This is a genomic window from Methylobacterium sp. NPDC080182, assembly GCF_050281105.1.
In the GTDB taxonomy this organism is placed as follows: Bacteria; Pseudomonadota; Alphaproteobacteria; order Rhizobiales; family Beijerinckiaceae; genus Methylobacterium.
The window spans coordinates 32,340-47,344 of the sequence record NZ_JBNNWO010000003.1 but is presented as its reverse complement, the minus strand read 5'-3'; the positions used below and the strand labels follow the sequence as shown (position 1 = coordinate 47,344).

Genomic DNA, 15,005 nt, shown 5'->3' with positions numbered 1-15,005 from the left:
CGTCCCCTGTTGCGCCCGAAGGCCGCCCGGCCAAACGGCCCGTCCCGACGAAACCGGCGCGCGCCCCTGCCCGTCAAGCCCCCGCCCCCGCGCATCCGCGACTCACGCCCCGGCCGGCGCGGGCAGACGCGCCGCCTCGCCGCGGGCGTCCGAAGTGCCCTCCGATGTGTCCGCCGATGCGTCCGTCGCGGCCGCGCAGGTCGCGTCCTCCTGCGCGGCCGCCAGAATAGCCTCGACGGCCTCGCGCAGCGATCCCACCTGCGCGTCGGCCTCGGCGCCCCCCGGCCCGCCGGCGAGGCGGTTCGCCCCGCTGTCCTGGGCGAGCCACAGGCCGAGCAGGATCGGCACGCCCGGGACCCGGCCGCGCAGCCGGCGGATCAGACGGCGCAGGTGCGTCGGCTCGCCGTCGAGCGCCAGGGAGACCACGCAGGCGATCCGCGCCGGCCCGGCCTCGAACCGGCCGATCCGCACGGAGGCCGTCTCGGCGAAGGGGACCGTGCGGACGCCGAGGCCGCGCTTCTCCAGGATCTGCGAGAGGATCGCGGCCGCGGCCTCGTCCAGGAAGCCGCGCCCCGCCACGCACAGCACCGCGCCCTCGCGCGTCCAGGCGACGGGCAGCGCCTCCGCGGGCGGCCCCATCGGGAGCGGGCTGCAGGCGCTCTCCTCGCCGTCGCCCGTCGCCCCCGCGACGGCGTCGCTGCGGTCGGAGAGGTCGGCGATCAACTCGGTGAGCGCGGCGCGCATCGCGCCCTTCTGCTGCGCGGTCAGCACCCCGCGGGCCGCGTCGCGGGCGGCGAGTTCCAGCGCCTTGAGCACGACGTCGTCGTAGTAGGACGAGAGCGAGCATTCCTGCAGGATCAGCTCGGCATGGCCCAGCACCTCCTCGGAATCGCCCGCCAGGATGCGCTGGTAGAAGTTCTGGACCGGCGTCAGCGCTGGCCGGTCGCCGAACAGCACGTCCAGGAACTCCAGGTGCTCGACGTAGCGTCCGAGCACCACGAGGCAGACGGTCAGGGGCGTCGAGAGCAGCAGGCCGACCGGCCCCCACAGCCACGTCCAGAACAGGGCCGAGACCAGAACCGCGAAGGGCGAGAGCCCGGTGGATTGCCCGTAGAAGATCGGCTCGAAGACCTGGCCGGTCAGCGGCTCCAGGACGACGAACAGGATCGCCACGGCGATCATCATGTTCCAGCCGGGATCGACCGCCGCGGCGAGCGCCATCGGGAGGATCGCCGACAGGACCGCCCCGAGATACGGCACGAAGCGCATCAGGGCCGCGAAGATCGCCCAGAGCACCGGGTTCGGCACGCCGATGAGGTAGAGGCCGATGCCGATGACCACGCCGAAGGCGGCGTTGAGGGCGAGCTGGACCACGAAGTAGCGGCTCAGGCGCTTGGCCGCGTCGTCGATGGCCACGGTGGTCCGGTGCAGGTCGCTCGATCCGGCCAGCCGGATCATGCGGTCGCGCAGGTCCTCGCGCTGCATCAGCACGAACAGCAGCACCACGAAGACGATGCCGACCGTGGCCAGGGGATGCATCACCGGCGTGAGCACGGTCGAGAGCATCTCCAGGGAGCCCGGCGGGGTCGTGGCGACCTCGACGAGGACGGGCTTGGGCGCGGCCTGGGCCGGCTCGGGAGCCGCCGACGGCGACGAGGGCGGCGTTGCCGGCGACGTTGACGGCGGTGGCGCGGCCGGCTGCGCCTCCGGGCTCCCGGCCTCCTTTGCGCCGCCGTGCAGCGCCCGGCCGATATTGGCGACGTATTCCGTGACGTGGCCCACGGGCGAGTCGCGCAGGCCGTTGATCTTGCGCTCGATCGTGGCCCGGTAACGCGGGACGTCCCCCGCGAGATCGGCCGCCTGGATGCCGATCAGGGTCGCCAGAGAGGCCACGATGCCCACGGTCAGGAGCACGCTGACGCCCACCGCCACCAGCCGCGGCAGCCGCAGCCGCCGCAGGCGGTTCACCAGCGGCGTCAGCACGAACGACAGCAGCAGCGCGATCGCGATCGGGATGAAGATCTCGCGGCCGAAATACAGGGCGGCGATGATGGTGGCGCCGACCACGACCGGCGACGCCATGGCGGCCCGCGGCGTCTCGGCCGCGGCGACGCGGGTCGGCCGCGGCGGGATCAGGGGAGTCCCGGGCCGCGCTGCCGGTTCGACCCCGACCGGGGTTCTCGTGCCCATACCGTGATCCACGTCCCGAACGCCACGCGCGGGCGGCCGCCGGGAGCGGCGGAAGCCTCGCGGACGGGGAACGGCACAGGACGCGAAATCGATCCCGCGGGTTTCGCGTTCAGGTTAGGCCCCCGCGACGCCGGCCCGCGCCACGTCGCCCGCATCCTTCAGCTCGGGCAGAGACCAGCACAGCTGCATCACCTTCCTGGCCTGCGCGTCCGGCAGGATGCCGGCGGCGAGGTCGGTGAATTTCGCCTCCAGCTGCGCGTCCGACATCGGCTTCTCGACGCTGCCGATGGCGTGCTCGATATGCCGGTGGAAGGTCCGCCCGTCGTTCAGCGTCACGGTCATGTCGACCTGCGCGGGATCGACGCCGGGGGTGATCACCGGCACCACCTTCTGGCGCAGGGCCACCACCCGCGGATCGTTCACCGCCCGGTCGCTGAACTGCTTCTCGCCGCCCGCGCCCTCCACGAAGGCCACCGCGGCGGCGTGGTAGATGCTGAACTTGCCCTCCAGGCCGGTCTTCGGCGCGGTCTTGCCGGTCAGCTCCAGGACGAGCGGGTGGACCTTCAGGTCGACGCGCTGGATGTCCTCCGGCCTGACGTGGTCCTGGTCGCGGATCTGGATCGCCGCGTCGATCGTCGGGTGCATGACGATCCCGCAGGCGAAGGGCTTGTAGGTGTTGAGCTGCGCCTCGTAGCGGGTGCCGAGGCCGTCGGTGATCTGCGACCAGTCCTGCTTGGTGGAGATCGTGTTGGCCCAGCCGCGCTTGGCCTCGATCATGCCGTCCGACGAGGTGAAGCCCTTGGCCGCCAGGATCGCGGCGAACAACCCGTTCGACGCGGCCCGGCCCGGGTTGAAGCTCTTGTTCATCGAGCCGAACGACTCGCGCAGGCCCACCGGCTGCGAGGCGGCGAGGCCGAGGGCGTAGACCATCTGCTGCTCCGTGAGGCCCATCAGCTTGCCCGCGGCGGCGGCCGATCCGAACACGCCCGCGGTGCCGGTGATGTGCCACCCGGCATCGTAGTGGTTCGGGTAGACCGCGTTGCCGATCCGGCATTCGGCCTCGATCCCGACCACCAGGGCTTCGAGGAAGTCCTTGCCGGAGACCGGTTTCATCGCCGCGTAGGCCAGGATCGCCGAGGCGACCGGGCCGGCCGGGTGGATGATCGTCTTCAGGTGGGTGTCGTCGAAGTCGAAGATGTGGCTCGACACGCCGTTGAGGAAGGCGGCGTTCATGATGTCGAACCGCTCGGTCCGTCCGAACAGCCCGGCCTGCGGCGGCCCGGAGAAGAGCTGCAGCGCCGAGACCGCCACGTCGACGGTCTCGTGGTGCGAGCCGCCGATGGCCACCCCGACCCAGTTGAGGAAGCTGCGCACGCCCTCGCGGCGGACGGGCTCCGGCAGGGTGTCGTAGGAGGATCCCAGGATCCACTGCGCGAGGATCTTCGTGACGTGCGGCGGCGCTGCCTTCGCGGCCGGCTTCGCGGCCTCGGCCGCCTGCGCGCCCTGCAGGGCGGGCGCCGTCAGGGCGAGGCCCGCGGCCCCGATGAGCGAGCGGCGATTCATCGACATGGCGTTCTCCCGGACAGGGCCGCCCGAGGCGCCCCGATTGCCGGACATGATAATGAATTCATCCCTGGGGCGGCGGCCTCCGTGTTTCACCGCAGCGGGTCTGATACCGTTTCCGGTTGAACGCTTCGGTCGGTGCGGCCCGCTCCGTCTTTGCGAGCGCAGCGAAGCAACCCAGGGCTGCGGGACAGCAGGGGGCGTGGCGCTATCTGGATTGCTTCGCTCCGCTCGCAAGGACGGCGGAACCGATCTGATCAACCGGAAACGGTACGAACCCCCTTCACACCACTACCGGGAGTGCCTCCTGCGCGCCCACGCCGAAGACGCGCCGGTACCGGGCGACCTCGTCGGCCGGGCCCTGCGCCTTGGTGGGATTGTCGGAGAGCTTCACGGTCGGCCGGCCGTCGGCCTGCGTGACCTTGCAGACGATGGAGACCGGGTCGAGCTTGCCGTCCGGCAGGAGCCCGCGGAAATCGTTGGTGAGCAGCGTGCCCCAGCCGTAGCCGATGCGCATGCGCCCGTGGAACCGGGCGTGGATGCGCTCGATCTCGTCGATGTCGAGGCCGTCCGAGAAGATCGCGAGCTTCTCCCGCGGGTCGTGCCCGCGATCCTGCCAGAAGCGGATGACCTCCTCGCCACCCTCGATCGGGTCCTTCGAGTCGATGCGGATGCCGGTCCAGTCGCTGACCCAGTCGGGGGCGTTCGCCAGGAACCCGGTGGTTCCGTAGGTATCGGGCAGGATCACCAGCAGGTTGCCGCCGTAATCCTCCTGCCAGTCGGCGAGCACCGCGTAGGGCGCGGCGGCGAGCGCCGCGTCGTCCTCGGCGAGCGCCGCGTAGACCATCGGCAATTCGTGGGCGTTCGTCCCCACCGGCTCGACCTCCTGCCGGGCCGCGATCAGGCAATTGGAGGTGCCGAGGAACGCGCCGTCCAGGCCCTCCGCCATGGCCTGCACGCACCAGTCCTGCCACAGGAATCCGTGGCGCCGACGCGTGCCGAAATCCGCTACCGACAGGTCCGGAAGTCTCTGCAGCCGCTCGATCTTCTCCCAGACCCGGGTCATGGCGCGGGCGTAGAGCACCTGCAGGTCGAGCTTGCCGAGGCCCCGCAGCACGGCCCGCGCCCGCAGCTCGTTCAGGATCGCGAGCGCCGGGACCTCCCACATGGTGGTCTCGACCCAGGGGCCGTGGAAAGTCAGCTCGTACTGGCCGTCATGGACGGCGAGCTCGTATTCGGGGAGCTGGAAGGTCTCGAACCAGGAGACAAATTCGGGGCCGAGGATGCGTCCCTGGCCGCGGAACACGTTGCCCCGCAGCCACGTGATCTCGCCCTTGCTGAGGCGCAGCGTCCGCGCGTGGTCGAGCTGTTCCCGCAGCAGCCCGGCATCGACCTCGTCGGCGATCCGGATCCGGCGGGTGCGGTTGGTGATGCCGAAGGTGGTCTGGATGGCAGGGTGCCGGCGCAGGATCGTCTGCGCCATCAGGAGCTTGTAGAAATCGGTGTCGAGGAGCGACCGCACGATCGGGTCGATGCGGAAACTGTGATCGTAGACCCGTTTCGCCAGATCGAGCATTCGTCAGGCACTCTGCCGCGCTTGGAACGCGCAGAGCGCATGCCGGGACCGCACACGTCAAGAAGACGGGCGGCCTCCGCCCGGAGACCGCCCGCGAAACCGCCGATCCTGACGACCGATCCTCAGGCGAGGTCGACCTTCTTGGTCTCGGTCTTCGGGCTCTCGCCGGTGAGCGAGGCCTTCACGTAGCCGTAGAGGTGCAGCATCGTGCTGTTCGGGCTGTCCCAGTACTCGCCCTTCTCCGGGTGGACGCGGATCAGAGCGACCTCCGGGTCGTCCTTGCCGTTCGGGAACCAAGTCTTCAGGCTCTCATTCCACTTCGCGTCGATGATCGACTGGTCGCGCACGATCTCGGCCTTACCGGCCACCGAGACGTAGTTCTGGCTCGACGGGTCGGAATAGGCGAGGTTGATCTGGTTATCCTTGCTGATCTCGGCCGTCTTGGGCGAGTGCAGCTTGGTGAAGAACCACAGGTCGCCGTTCTCGTCGGCGTCGTTGTTCCACATCGGGCGGCTGTTGAGCGTGCCGTCGGAGTCGACGGTGGTCATCATGGCGATCTTCACGTCCTTGATGAGCTCGAACAGCTTCTTCGCGCCCTCGTGGTCGCGGTGGTTGCCCTGATGCATGAAAGTGGTCTCCTACGCGTCGTTTCGGTCCCGGCGGGGTCTCCGGAGGGTGCCCCGCCCGAAGGCTGCCCCGACAACGGATCAGTCTCCGGTTGGTTCAGCTTGCCCGTGCGGTGAGGAGGTTCGTATGCGAGGTGTTCGGAGATTGGGGCGTACGGCCGCGGCGCTGGCGCTGGGCGCGCTCTGTCTCGGCGCTCGGCCGGCCGGCGCCGAGGTGCGTTTCGGCCCGGGCGTGCGCATCGGCGGCCACGACTTCTCGAACCGCCGCTACGGCAGCGTCCACATCGAGCGCGTGAAGCGCCTACGCGGCCCCCTCGGCTGCCGTCGCCTGCGGCACGGGTTCTACCGGCGCGGCGACGGGACCGTGGTGCGCGGCCCGATGGAGGCGTGCAACCTCATCGCCCGGCCGCACTGACGCCGGCACGGTCCGGGCGGCGCCCCGCTCCGGCGCGCGATGGCCGCGGGGACGCGGGCCACCGGAGCGCGCCGATCTCGGGCTCGGGGTCTGGTGTTCTGGGCCCGCTCGGTTACATGCACTGGCATACCTGCTTGCCCCGGTGGAGAACGATTTTGGCGATCACCCGCGACGACGTGCTGAAGGCGCTCGCCGACGTCACCGTCGATGCCGCCGGCACCACCTTGCCCGGCTCGGGACGGCTGTCCCAGGTCGTGGTCGATCCGAACAGCCGCGTGATGTTCTCGATCCTCGTCGATCCCAGCGAGGCCGAGCGGTTCGAGCCGGTGCGGCGCCAAGCCGAGGGGCGCGTCCTGAAGATGCCGGGCGTCTCGGGCGTGTTCGCGAGCCTCACCTCCGAGCGGAACCAGAGCCACCCGGCCCAGAGCGGCGCCGCTCCCCGGCCCGTGACGCCGCCTCCGGTCGCGCCGCCGCGGCCCGGCGCGCCGCCGAACCAGGGCCCGCAGATCGCGGGCGTGCGCCACATCGTGGCGGTCGCATCCGGCAAGGGCGGCGTCGGCAAGTCGACCACCGCCTGCAACCTCGCCCTGGCGCTCCAGGCGCAGGGGCTGAAGGTCGGCCTCCTCGACGCCGACATCTACGGCCCCTCCGTGCCGAAGCTGTTCGGGCTCTCGGGCAAGCCCAACGTCGTCGACAACAAGGCCATGGAGCCGATGGTCGGCTACGGCCTCAAGGTCATGTCGATCGGCTTCCTGATCGAGCCCGAGACGGCGATGATCTGGCGCGGCCCGATGGTGCAGTCGGCCATCACCCAGATGCTGCGCGACGTGCTCTGGGGCGAGCTCGACGTGCTGCTCGTCGACATGCCGCCCGGCACCGGCGACGCGCAGCTCACCATGGCGCAGGCGACGCCGCTCTCCGGCGCCGTGATCGTCTCCACCCCGCAGGATCTCGCGCTGATCGACGCGCGGCGCGGCGTGACCATGTTCAAGAAGGTCGCGGTGCCGATCCTCGGCGTGATCGAGAACATGGCGACCTTCGTCTGCCCGAATTGCGGCCACGCCTCGCACATCTTCGGGCACGGCGGCGCGCGGAACGAGGCGCAGCGGCTCGGCGTGCCGTTCCTCGGCGAGGTGCCGCTGAACATGACCATCCGCGAGACCTCGGATGCCGGTCGGCCGGTGGTGGCGACCGATCCGGAGGGGCCGCACGCCAAGGTCTACCGGGACATCGCCGCCCAGCTCTGGGCGAACCTGTCCGGCGCTCCGGCCGGGCGGACGGCGCCGAAGATCGTCTTCGAGTGATCCTGTGCCCTCCCCGCCTCTTCCGCCGCCGGTCCTGGGCCTGATCCTCGCCGGCGGGCGGGCGCGGCGGATGGGCGGGGGCGACAAGCCGCTGCTGCGGCTCGGGGGGCGGACCCTGCTGGAGCGGGTGGTCGAGCGGCTGGGGCCGCAATGCGGGGCGGGACTGGCGCTCAGCGCCAACGGCGACCCGGCGCGGTTCTCCGGCTTTCCCGGTCCGGTCCTGCCGGACCCCGTGCCGGATCAGCCGGGCCCGCTCGCCGGCATCCTCGCCGGGCTGGAGCACGCCGGCGCGCGGGGTATCGCGCGGGTGGTGAGCGTGTCGGGCGACGCGCCGTTCCTGCCGGAGGATCTGGTAGCGCGCCTCGGCGCGGCCGGACCGGAGACCGGCATCGCGCTCGCGGCCTCAGGGGAGCGGCAGCACTACACGATCGCGCTCTGGCCGACGGCTCTGAGCGACGCGCTCCGGGACTATCTCGAACGCGGCGAGCGGCGCGTCGGCGCCTTCATCGCGCGCCACGGGGCCGCGGTCGCGACCTGGCCGATCGAGCCCGTGGACCCGTTCCTCAACATCAATTCGCCGGCGGATCTGGCGGCGGCGGAAGCCCTGGACCGCGGGTGATGCGGCCCGCCGTCATCACGAGCGAAGCGAAGTGACCCCCCAGGGCAACGCGAAATCTTGGAGATGTGGCGCGACCCTGGCTCGCTTCGCTCCGCTCGCAAAGACGGTACAGCCGAAGCCATCGAGAGATGGCTTCGGCTGTGAGGCTTGATCCGAGCTCAGGCCGCCGCGACGGTCGCCTTCACGATCTTGTCCGGCGAGCGCGGCGGCTCGCCCTTGTTGATCGTGTCGACCACGTCCATGCCTTCCACGACCTTGCCCCACACCGTGTACTGCTTGTCGAGGAAGCGGGCGTCGTCGAAGCAGATGAAGAACTGCGAGTTCGCCGAGTGCGGGAAGTTCGTCCGCGCCATCGAGCAGGTGCCGCGCACGTGCGGCTCGGCGTTGAACTCGGCCTTCAAGTCCGGCAGGTCGGAGCCGCCCGAGCCGGTGCCGGTCGGGTCGCCGGTCTGGGCCATGAACCCGTCGATCACCCGGTGGAACGGCACGCCGTCGTAGAAGCCCTGGGCGGCGAGCGTCTTGATGCGCTCGACGTGGCCCGGGGCGAGGTCGGGGCGCAGCGCGATCACGACGCGGCCCTTGGTGGTCTCCAGCACGATGGTCTCGTTGTCGGCCATAGTCTTTCCTTCCGGTTGGGGGAACTGTATCGGCGCGTGCCGGATCCGGCCAGCGCCCGTGTCGGTCTCGCCGGCGCTCAGGCCGGCGGGCGGTAGACGAAGCGGAGCGCCACCGGCCGCCCCGCGATCGCCCGGCCCAGACCCGGCGTGATGTGGACCGGGGTGCAGCGCGCGAGGGCGTCGAGGGTCCCGCGCACCAGGGTATTCCGCCGATCGCCCGCGACCCCCGCCGCGTAGGTGACGCGGGGCGGCCCGATCAGGCTGCCGTCGCGCCGCAGCGCGAGCCGCAGGGTGATCTCGATGTCGTCGGACCCGCCGCTCGGGCGGCCGAGGCCGCCCGGTGCCTGCCAGCAGGCGGCGAGCGCCGGGTAGAGCTCGGCCAGGGTGTCGGCGGGCTTGGTCGCCATCCGGGCGACCGGGACCGGGACCGTGGCGCGCAGGGTCTGGGGCAGGCTCAGCGGGTAGCCGCCCCCCGGCTCCTCGGCGTAGCCGTAGAACGGCGCGCCGTCATAGGCCGCGGCGGCCGCCGGGATCAAGCTCAGCAGGAGGATCGAGGCGGCGCGCCGGCCCGGCATGCGGCCGCTACTTGGCCTTCTCGGCGAGCGTCATGCTGACGATCTTGTCGGGATCCTGGACGGCCCCGCCCGGCGCGCCTGGGGCGGCCTTCTTGATCTTGTCGAGGACGTCGAGCCCGTCCGTGACGTTGCCGACGATCGTGTACTGGCCGTTCAGGAACGGCGCGTCGCCGAGGCAGATGAAGAACTGCGAGTTCGCCGAGTTCGGATCCTGCGAGCGGGCCATGCCCACGGTGCCGCGGCGGAACTGGGCCGACTGCGTGAACTCGGCCGGGATGTTCGGCAGGCTGGAGCCGCCGGTGCCGTTGCCCTTCGGGTCGCCGGTCTGGGCCATGAACCCGTCGATGACGCGGTGGAACTTGAGGCCGTTGTAGAAGCCCTGCGAGACGAGGGTCTTGATCTGCTTGACGTGCTTGGGCGCGATGTCGGGCCGCAGCTCGATGGTGATCCGCCCGTCCTTGGTCTGGAGATAGACCGTGTTGGCGTCGGCGGCCCGGGCCGCCTGGGCGGTGCCGAGCGTCAGGGCGAGCGCGAGGAGGGCGTGGCGTCGGTTCATCGAAGTCCTTCCAGGGTCGGGCCGGTGTCAGGAATGGGCGGCGAAGCGCTGCCGGAGCCGCGCGGCGACCGCCGCGGGCACGAAGGGCGAGACGTCACCCCCCATGCCGGCGATCTGGCGCACCAGCGTCGCGGTGATCGGGCGGGCCTGCGTCGAGGCGGGCAGGAACACGGTCTGCACCTCGGGCGCCATGGCACCGTTCATGCCGGCGAGCTGCATCTCGTAGTCGAGATCCGTGCCGTCGCGCAGGCCGCGGATGAAGATCGCGGCGCCGCAGCGCCGGGCGGCCGAGACGGCGAGATCGTTGAAGGTGACGATCTCCAGCGCCGCACCCTCGGCCTGGGCCACCGGCCCGCAGGTCTCGGTCAGGAGCGCCGCCCGCTCCTCGGCGGAGAACAGCGGGGCCTTGCCGGGGTGGACGCCGATGGCGATCACGAGGCGGTCCACCAGCCGGCAGGCCTGGCGGACCACGTCGAGATGGCCGTTCGTGACCGGATCGAACGAGCCGGCGTAGAGGGCAGTGCGGGTCATCGCGACCCGACCTAGAGCATTTTCGCGCCGGACGGAACCGGGCGGCGCCTCAGGCCTCCTCGCCGCCCTCGGGGCCGGCCTCGGCGCCCTCGTCCTCGCCCTCGATGTGCTCCACCGAGACGACCTTCTCGTCCTTGGCGGTGTTGAACACCGTCACGCCCTGCGAGGCGCGGCCGACGATGCGGATGTCGTCCACCGGCACGCGGATGAGCTGGCCGCCGTCGGTCACCAGCATGATCTGGTCCGAGGCCTCGACGGGGAAGGACGCCACGAGGCTGCCGTTGCGGGGATTGACCCGCATCGCCGTGATGCCCTTCCCGCCGCGTCCCGAGGTCCGGTACTCGAACGACGAGGAGCGCTTGCCGAAGCCCCGCTCCGACAGGGTCAGCACGTACTGCTCGGCCGCGCCCATCTCGTTGTAGCGGTCGAGCGAGATCGCGGCCGCCTCGGCGCCGTCCTCGGGCTCCGCGTCGCCGTTCTCCTCGGCCTCGCCGGTCACGGCGCGGCGCATCTTCAGGTAGCCGGCCCGCTCCTCGGCGCTGGCGTCGAAGGCGTTCAGGATGGTCATCGAGATGACCCGGTCGTCCTTGGCCAGCAGGATGCCGCGCACGCCGGTCGAGTCGCGGCCCTTGAACACGCGCACGTCCTCGACGGGGAAGCGGATGCACTGACCCAGAGCGGTGGTCAGCAGCACGTTCTGGTCCGGCCGGCAGATCTCGACGTGGACGATGTGGTCGCCCGGGTCGAGCTTCATGGCGATCTTGCCGTTGCGGTTCACCGTGGTGAAGTCCGACAGCTTGTTGCGCCGGACGTTGCCGCGCGCGGTCGCGAACATGACGTCGAGCGTCTCCCACGACGCCTCGTCCTCGGGCAGCGGCATGATCGTGGTGATGCGCTCGGAGGTGTCCTGCAATTGCAGGATGTTGACCAGCGCCTTGCCGCGGGCGTTCGGGGCGGCCATCGGCAGGCGCCAGACCTTCTCCTTGTAGGCCTGGCCCTGGCTGGAGAAGAACAGCACCGGCGTGTGGGTGTTGGCCACGAACAGGCGGGTGACGAAATCCTCGTCGCGGGTCGCCATGCCGGAGCGGCCCTTGCCGCCGCGGCGCTGGGCCCGGTAGGTCGAGAGCGGCACGCGCTTGACGTAGCCGGCGTGCGACACGGTCACGACCATGTCCTCGCGGGCGATCAGATCCTCGTCCTCGACGCTGCCGTCGAAGTCGACGATCTCGGTCCGGCGCGGGGTGGCGAACTGCTCGCGGACCTCGGCGAGCTCGCCCTTGACGATGCCCTGGATGCGGGCGCGCGAGCGCAGGATGTCGAGGTAGTCGGCGATCTCGTCCGCCAGCGTCTTCAGCTCGTCGCCGACCTCGTCGCGGCCCAGAGCCGTCAGGCGCTGCAGGCGCAGGTCGAGGATGGCGCGGGCCTGGGTCTCGGACAGGCGGTAGGTCCCGTCCTCGGCGACGCGGTGGCGCGGGTCGTCCACCAGCGCGATCAGCGGCGCGATGTCGTGGGCCGGCCAGTCGCGGGCCATCAGGGCCTCGCGGGCCGTGTTCGGGTCCGGCGAGGTCCGGATCAGGCGGATCACCTCGTCGATGTTGGCGACCGCGATGGCGAGGCCGCACAAGACGTGGGCGCGCTCGCGGGCCTTGCCGAGCAGGAACTTGGTCCGGCGGGAGACGACCTCCTCGCGGAAATCCACGAAGGCCTGGAGCAGGTCCTTCAGGTTCATCAGCTCGGGGCGGCCGCCGTTCAGCGCCACCATGTTGCAGCCGAAGGAGCTCTGCAGCGGCGTGAACCGGTAGAGCTGGTTCAGCACCACGTCGGCCATGGCGTCGCGCTTGATCTCGACGACGATGCGCATGCCCGTCCGGTCGGATTCGTCGCGCAGGTCCGAGATGCCCTCGACGCGCTTCTCCTTCACCAGCTCGGCGATCTTCTCGACGAGCGTCGCCTTGTTCACCTGATAGGGGATCTCGGTGAAGATCAGCGCCTCGCGCTCCTTGCGCAGCTCCTCGACATGCGACTTGGCGCGCATGATCACCGAGCCGCGGCCCGTCGCGTAGGCCTGCCGGGTGCCGGCGCGGCCGAGGATCATGCCGCCGGTCGGGAAGTCCGGGCCGGGCACGATCTCGGTGAGCTGCTCGATGGTCAGGCCCGGATCGTCGATCAGCGCCACGCAGGCGTCGATCAGCTCGCCGAGATTGTGCGGCGGGATGTTGGTCGCCATGCCGACCGCGATGCCGCCCGCGCCGTTGACCAGCAGGTTCGGGAAGCGGGCCGGCAGGACGGTCGGCTCCTCGCGCGACTCGTCGTAGTTCGGTCCGAAATCGACGGTGTTCTTGTCGATATCGGTGAGCAGCGCGGTGGCGGGCTTGGCCAGCCGCGACTCGGTGTAGCGCATGGCGGCCGGCGGATCGCCGTCCACCGAGCCGAAATTGCCCTGCCCGTCGATGAGCATGAGGCGCATGGAGAAGTCCTGCGCCATCCGCACGAGGGCGTCGTAGATCGATTGGTCGCCGTGCGGGTGGTAGAGACCGATCACGTCGCCGACGATGCGCGCCGACTTGACGTATTTCCGCTCGGGCAGGTGCCCGGATTCGAAGGCGGAGTAGAGGATGCGCCGGTGCACCGGCTTGAGACCGTCGCGGGCGTCGGGAAGCGCCCGGCTCACGATCACGCTCATCGCGTAATCGAGGTAGGAGCGGCGCATCTCGTCGGTGATGGAGACGGGGCGGATGTCGCTGGCGGGCGGGGCGGCGCCAGTCGGATCGTTCTCGGCCAAGTCGGTATCCGTTCTGAAGCCCGGACGGGCGGTGCTCACGGCCGTTCCCGGGTGGCGCGCGATGCGCCGGAACGGCCTCTCGGAAGAGCAGTGATATCAGACGGTTAAATAAGGTTTTCCGAGGCCGCCCGCAAGGTCGCAGCGCGGCTGCCGGCGCGCGTCCCGGCCGGGATGCGTCCCGGCCGTATCGGGCCGGGACGCGCAGGGCCGCGCTCAGTAGAACGTGACGTGCCGGTGGCCGTACGGACGGGCGTACGGGCGGCCATGCCAGACGTGGTGGCGGTGCCAGTGCCGGCGGAAATGGTGGTGCCGGTGCCAGTGATGGCGACGGTGCCAGTGGTGGCGGCGGTGGTGCCAGTGGCGCCGCCAGTGGTGGCGGCGGTGCCAGTGGCGGCGGTGGCGCCAGTGGGCCTGCTGCACCGCGGGGGCGGGCGCGGCGGCCTCGGCGCTCGCGGGGACCGGCAGGGGCGCCGCGCGCGCGGGCGCACTCGCCAGCCCGCCGAGCAGCGCGGCGAGGAGGACCAGGATCGGCCAGGGTCGCATCGTTTCTCTCCCGTGTGAGCGCCCGTCCGAGTCCAGCGGATCCGGGCCGGCACGAGGCTCGCGCCGTCGCCTGAAACGGCCAAGGTCGGCAAACGGTTCGATCCGTTCCGACTGCGCAGATGCGCCACCCTCGCGCACCACCCTCGCGCACCGCCCTTGCGCGGGGCCGGAAAGCGCCCAGTTTCCGGAGCAGGCGCTTCCGGGCCGTCTCCCGCCCGGCTTCCCGACGAGCCGCGTAAGACTCCCATGGCGTTCGCGTTCCCCGACACATTCCGCGCCCTCCTCCCGCGCCGCTTCCGGGACCGACGCCCGCGGGTCGCGGTGGTCCGGCTGTCGGGCACGATCGGGGCGGTCTCGCCGCTCCGGCCGGGGCTCTCGATCGGGGGCGTCGCGGGCAGCCTGGAGCGCGCCTTCGGGATGCCGGGGGTGAAGGCGGTGGCGCTGGTGATCAACTCGCCCGGCGGCTCGCCGGCGCAGTCGCACCTGATCCACCGCCGCATCCGGGCGCTGGCCGAGGAGAAGGGCGTGCCGGTGATCGCCTTCGTGGAGGATGTCGCGGCCTCCGGCGGCTACATGATCGCCTGCGCGGCCGACGAGATCGTCGCCGACCCGACCTCGATCGTCGGCTCGATCGGCGTGGTCTCGGCCGGCTTCGGCTTCCACGGCCTCCTGGAGAAGCTCGGCGTCGAGCGCCGGGTGCACACGCAGGGCGAGGCGAAGTCGATGCTCGACCCGTTCCGCCCGGAGGATCCCGCCGACGTGGAGCGCCTGAAGCGCATCCAGGCCGACGTGCAGGACCTGTTCACCGGCCTCGTCACGGCCCGGCGCCCGGGCCTGTCGACGTCCGAGAACCTGTTCACCGGCGCGGTCTGGACCGGGCGGCAGGCGCTGCCCCTCGGCCTCGTCGACGCCCTGGGCGACGTGCGCACCGCGATGCGTGCGCGCTTCGGCGAGAAGGTCGACCTGCGCCTCGTCGCCGAGGCGCGCGGCGGCCTGCTCTCCCGCATCCTGCGCCGGGGCGGCGCGCCGGGCGGGATCGACCTGGCCGAGGGGGCGATGGCCGCGTTCGCGGAGCGCGCGGCCTTCGCCCGCTACGGGCTCTGAGGGC

The 15,005-nt window shown here is 71.2% G+C and carries 14 protein-coding genes; 4 read left to right on the top strand and 10 right to left on the bottom strand.

What is annotated here, in order from left to right:
• Nucleotides 1-102: 102 nt before the first annotated feature.
• The 4 genes from ACQKQD_RS06180 to ACQKQD_RS06165 form a co-directional block, all read right to left on the bottom strand.
• Complete coding sequence (locus tag ACQKQD_RS06180; protein WP_427507789.1) at nt 103-2,190, bottom strand: AI-2E family transporter; 2,088 nt, start codon at nt 2,188-2,190, stop codon at nt 103-105.
• 114 nt (nt 2,191-2,304) lie between these two features.
• Nucleotides 2,305-3,759: an MmgE/PrpD family protein gene (locus ACQKQD_RS06175; RefSeq protein ID WP_427507788.1), complete on the bottom strand. Its 1,455-nt coding sequence runs from the start codon at nt 3,757-3,759 to the stop codon at nt 2,305-2,307.
• Nucleotides 3,760-4,036: 277 nt separating this feature from the next.
• The gene (locus ACQKQD_RS06170; protein ID WP_427507787.1) at nt 4,037-5,329 is read right to left on the bottom strand and encodes a nicotinate phosphoribosyltransferase; all 1,293 of its coding nucleotides are present in this window, start codon (nt 5,327-5,329) and stop codon (nt 4,037-4,039) included.
• A gap of 122 nt (nt 5,330-5,451) precedes the next feature.
• Complete coding sequence (locus ACQKQD_RS06165; protein ID WP_024830124.1) at nt 5,452-5,955, bottom strand: pyridoxamine 5'-phosphate oxidase family protein; 504 nt, start codon at nt 5,953-5,955, stop codon at nt 5,452-5,454.
• A gap of 127 nt (nt 5,956-6,082) precedes the next feature.
• Here ACQKQD_RS06165 and ACQKQD_RS06160 point away from each other — a divergent pair, with 127 nt between their 5' ends.
• The 3 genes from ACQKQD_RS06160 (at nt 6,083) to mobA (ending at nt 8,293) form a co-directional block, all read left to right on the top strand.
• The gene (locus ACQKQD_RS06160; protein ID WP_026605283.1) at nt 6,083-6,370 is read left to right on the top strand and encodes a hypothetical protein; all 288 of its coding nucleotides are present in this window, start codon (nt 6,083-6,085) and stop codon (nt 6,368-6,370) included.
• 155 nt (nt 6,371-6,525) lie between these two features.
• Complete coding sequence (gene apbC, locus ACQKQD_RS06155; RefSeq protein ID WP_020095387.1) at nt 6,526-7,674, top strand: iron-sulfur cluster carrier protein ApbC; 1,149 nt, start codon at nt 6,526-6,528, stop codon at nt 7,672-7,674.
• A gap of 70 nt (nt 7,675-7,744) precedes the next feature.
• Nucleotides 7,745-8,293 (top strand): molybdenum cofactor guanylyltransferase MobA, encoded by a 549-nt coding sequence (mobA, locus tag ACQKQD_RS06150; RefSeq protein WP_419544793.1) that lies wholly within the window; start codon nt 7,745-7,747, stop codon nt 8,291-8,293.
• A 158-nt stretch (nt 8,294-8,451) separates the two neighbouring features.
• Here the strand turns inward: mobA and ACQKQD_RS06145 are convergent, their stop codons facing one another.
• From ACQKQD_RS06145 to ACQKQD_RS06120, 6 genes are all read right to left on the bottom strand, one after another.
• The gene (locus ACQKQD_RS06145) at nt 8,452-8,910 is read right to left on the bottom strand and encodes a peptidylprolyl isomerase (protein WP_010686120.1); all 459 of its coding nucleotides are present in this window, start codon (nt 8,908-8,910) and stop codon (nt 8,452-8,454) included.
• Between the two features lie 77 nt (nt 8,911-8,987).
• Complete coding sequence (locus ACQKQD_RS06140) at nt 8,988-9,485, bottom strand: hypothetical protein (protein ID WP_020095389.1); 498 nt, start codon at nt 9,483-9,485, stop codon at nt 8,988-8,990.
• 7 nt (nt 9,486-9,492) lie between these two features.
• Complete coding sequence (locus ACQKQD_RS06135) at nt 9,493-10,041, bottom strand: peptidylprolyl isomerase (RefSeq protein ID WP_020095390.1); 549 nt, start codon at nt 10,039-10,041, stop codon at nt 9,493-9,495.
• Between the two features lie 27 nt (nt 10,042-10,068).
• Nucleotides 10,069-10,572: a pantetheine-phosphate adenylyltransferase gene (gene coaD, locus ACQKQD_RS06130; RefSeq protein WP_012319124.1), complete on the bottom strand. Its 504-nt coding sequence runs from the start codon at nt 10,570-10,572 to the stop codon at nt 10,069-10,071.
• 49 nt (nt 10,573-10,621) lie between these two features.
• On the bottom strand, nt 10,622-13,354 hold the full coding sequence (gene gyrA, locus ACQKQD_RS06125) for a DNA gyrase subunit A (RefSeq protein WP_427507786.1): 2,733 nt from the start codon (nt 13,352-13,354) through the stop codon (nt 10,622-10,624).
• Between the two features lie 213 nt (nt 13,355-13,567).
• Nucleotides 13,568-13,897, bottom strand: coding sequence for a hypothetical protein (locus ACQKQD_RS06120; RefSeq protein ID WP_056532391.1), 330 nt, complete (start codon nt 13,895-13,897; stop codon nt 13,568-13,570).
• Between the two features lie 246 nt (nt 13,898-14,143).
• On the opposite strand from ACQKQD_RS06120, the gene ACQKQD_RS06115 reads away from it, so the two are divergent.
• Nucleotides 14,144-15,001, top strand: a complete 858-nt coding sequence (locus ACQKQD_RS06115; RefSeq protein ID WP_091977340.1) for a S49 family peptidase — start codon at nt 14,144-14,146, stop codon at nt 14,999-15,001.
• The last annotated feature ends 4 nt before the right edge of the window (nt 15,002-15,005 follow it).

Excerpts from the sequence above, each read along its gene's own strand:
- ACQKQD_RS06180 (WP_427507789.1), bottom strand. The coding sequence starts at position 2,190 with ATGGGCACGAGAACCCCGGTCGGGGTCGAACCGGCAGCGCGGCCCGGG.
- ACQKQD_RS06175 (WP_427507788.1), bottom strand. The coding sequence starts at position 3,759 with ATGTCGATGAATCGCCGCTCGCTCATCGGGGCCGCGGGCCTCGCCCTG.
- ACQKQD_RS06170 (WP_427507787.1), bottom strand. The coding sequence starts at position 5,329 with ATGCTCGATCTGGCGAAACGGGTCTACGATCACAGTTTCCGCATCGAC.
- ACQKQD_RS06165 (WP_024830124.1), bottom strand. The coding sequence starts at position 5,955 with ATGCATCAGGGCAACCACCGCGACCACGAGGGCGCGAAGAAGCTGTTC.
- ACQKQD_RS06160 (WP_026605283.1), top strand. The coding sequence starts at position 6,083 with ATGCGAGGTGTTCGGAGATTGGGGCGTACGGCCGCGGCGCTGGCGCTG.
- mobA (WP_419544793.1), top strand. The coding sequence starts at position 7,745 with ATGGGCGGGGGCGACAAGCCGCTGCTGCGGCTCGGGGGGCGGACCCTG.
- ACQKQD_RS06145 (WP_010686120.1), bottom strand. The coding sequence starts at position 8,910 with ATGGCCGACAACGAGACCATCGTGCTGGAGACCACCAAGGGCCGCGTC.
- ACQKQD_RS06140 (WP_020095389.1), bottom strand. The coding sequence starts at position 9,485 with ATGCCGGGCCGGCGCGCCGCCTCGATCCTCCTGCTGAGCTTGATCCCG.
- ACQKQD_RS06135 (WP_020095390.1), bottom strand. The coding sequence starts at position 10,041 with ATGAACCGACGCCACGCCCTCCTCGCGCTCGCCCTGACGCTCGGCACC.
- coaD (WP_012319124.1), bottom strand. The coding sequence starts at position 10,572 with ATGACCCGCACTGCCCTCTACGCCGGCTCGTTCGATCCGGTCACGAAC.
- ACQKQD_RS06120 (WP_056532391.1), bottom strand. The coding sequence starts at position 13,897 with ATGCGACCCTGGCCGATCCTGGTCCTCCTCGCCGCGCTGCTCGGCGGG.
- ACQKQD_RS06115 (WP_091977340.1), top strand. The coding sequence starts at position 14,144 with ATGGCGTTCGCGTTCCCCGACACATTCCGCGCCCTCCTCCCGCGCCGC.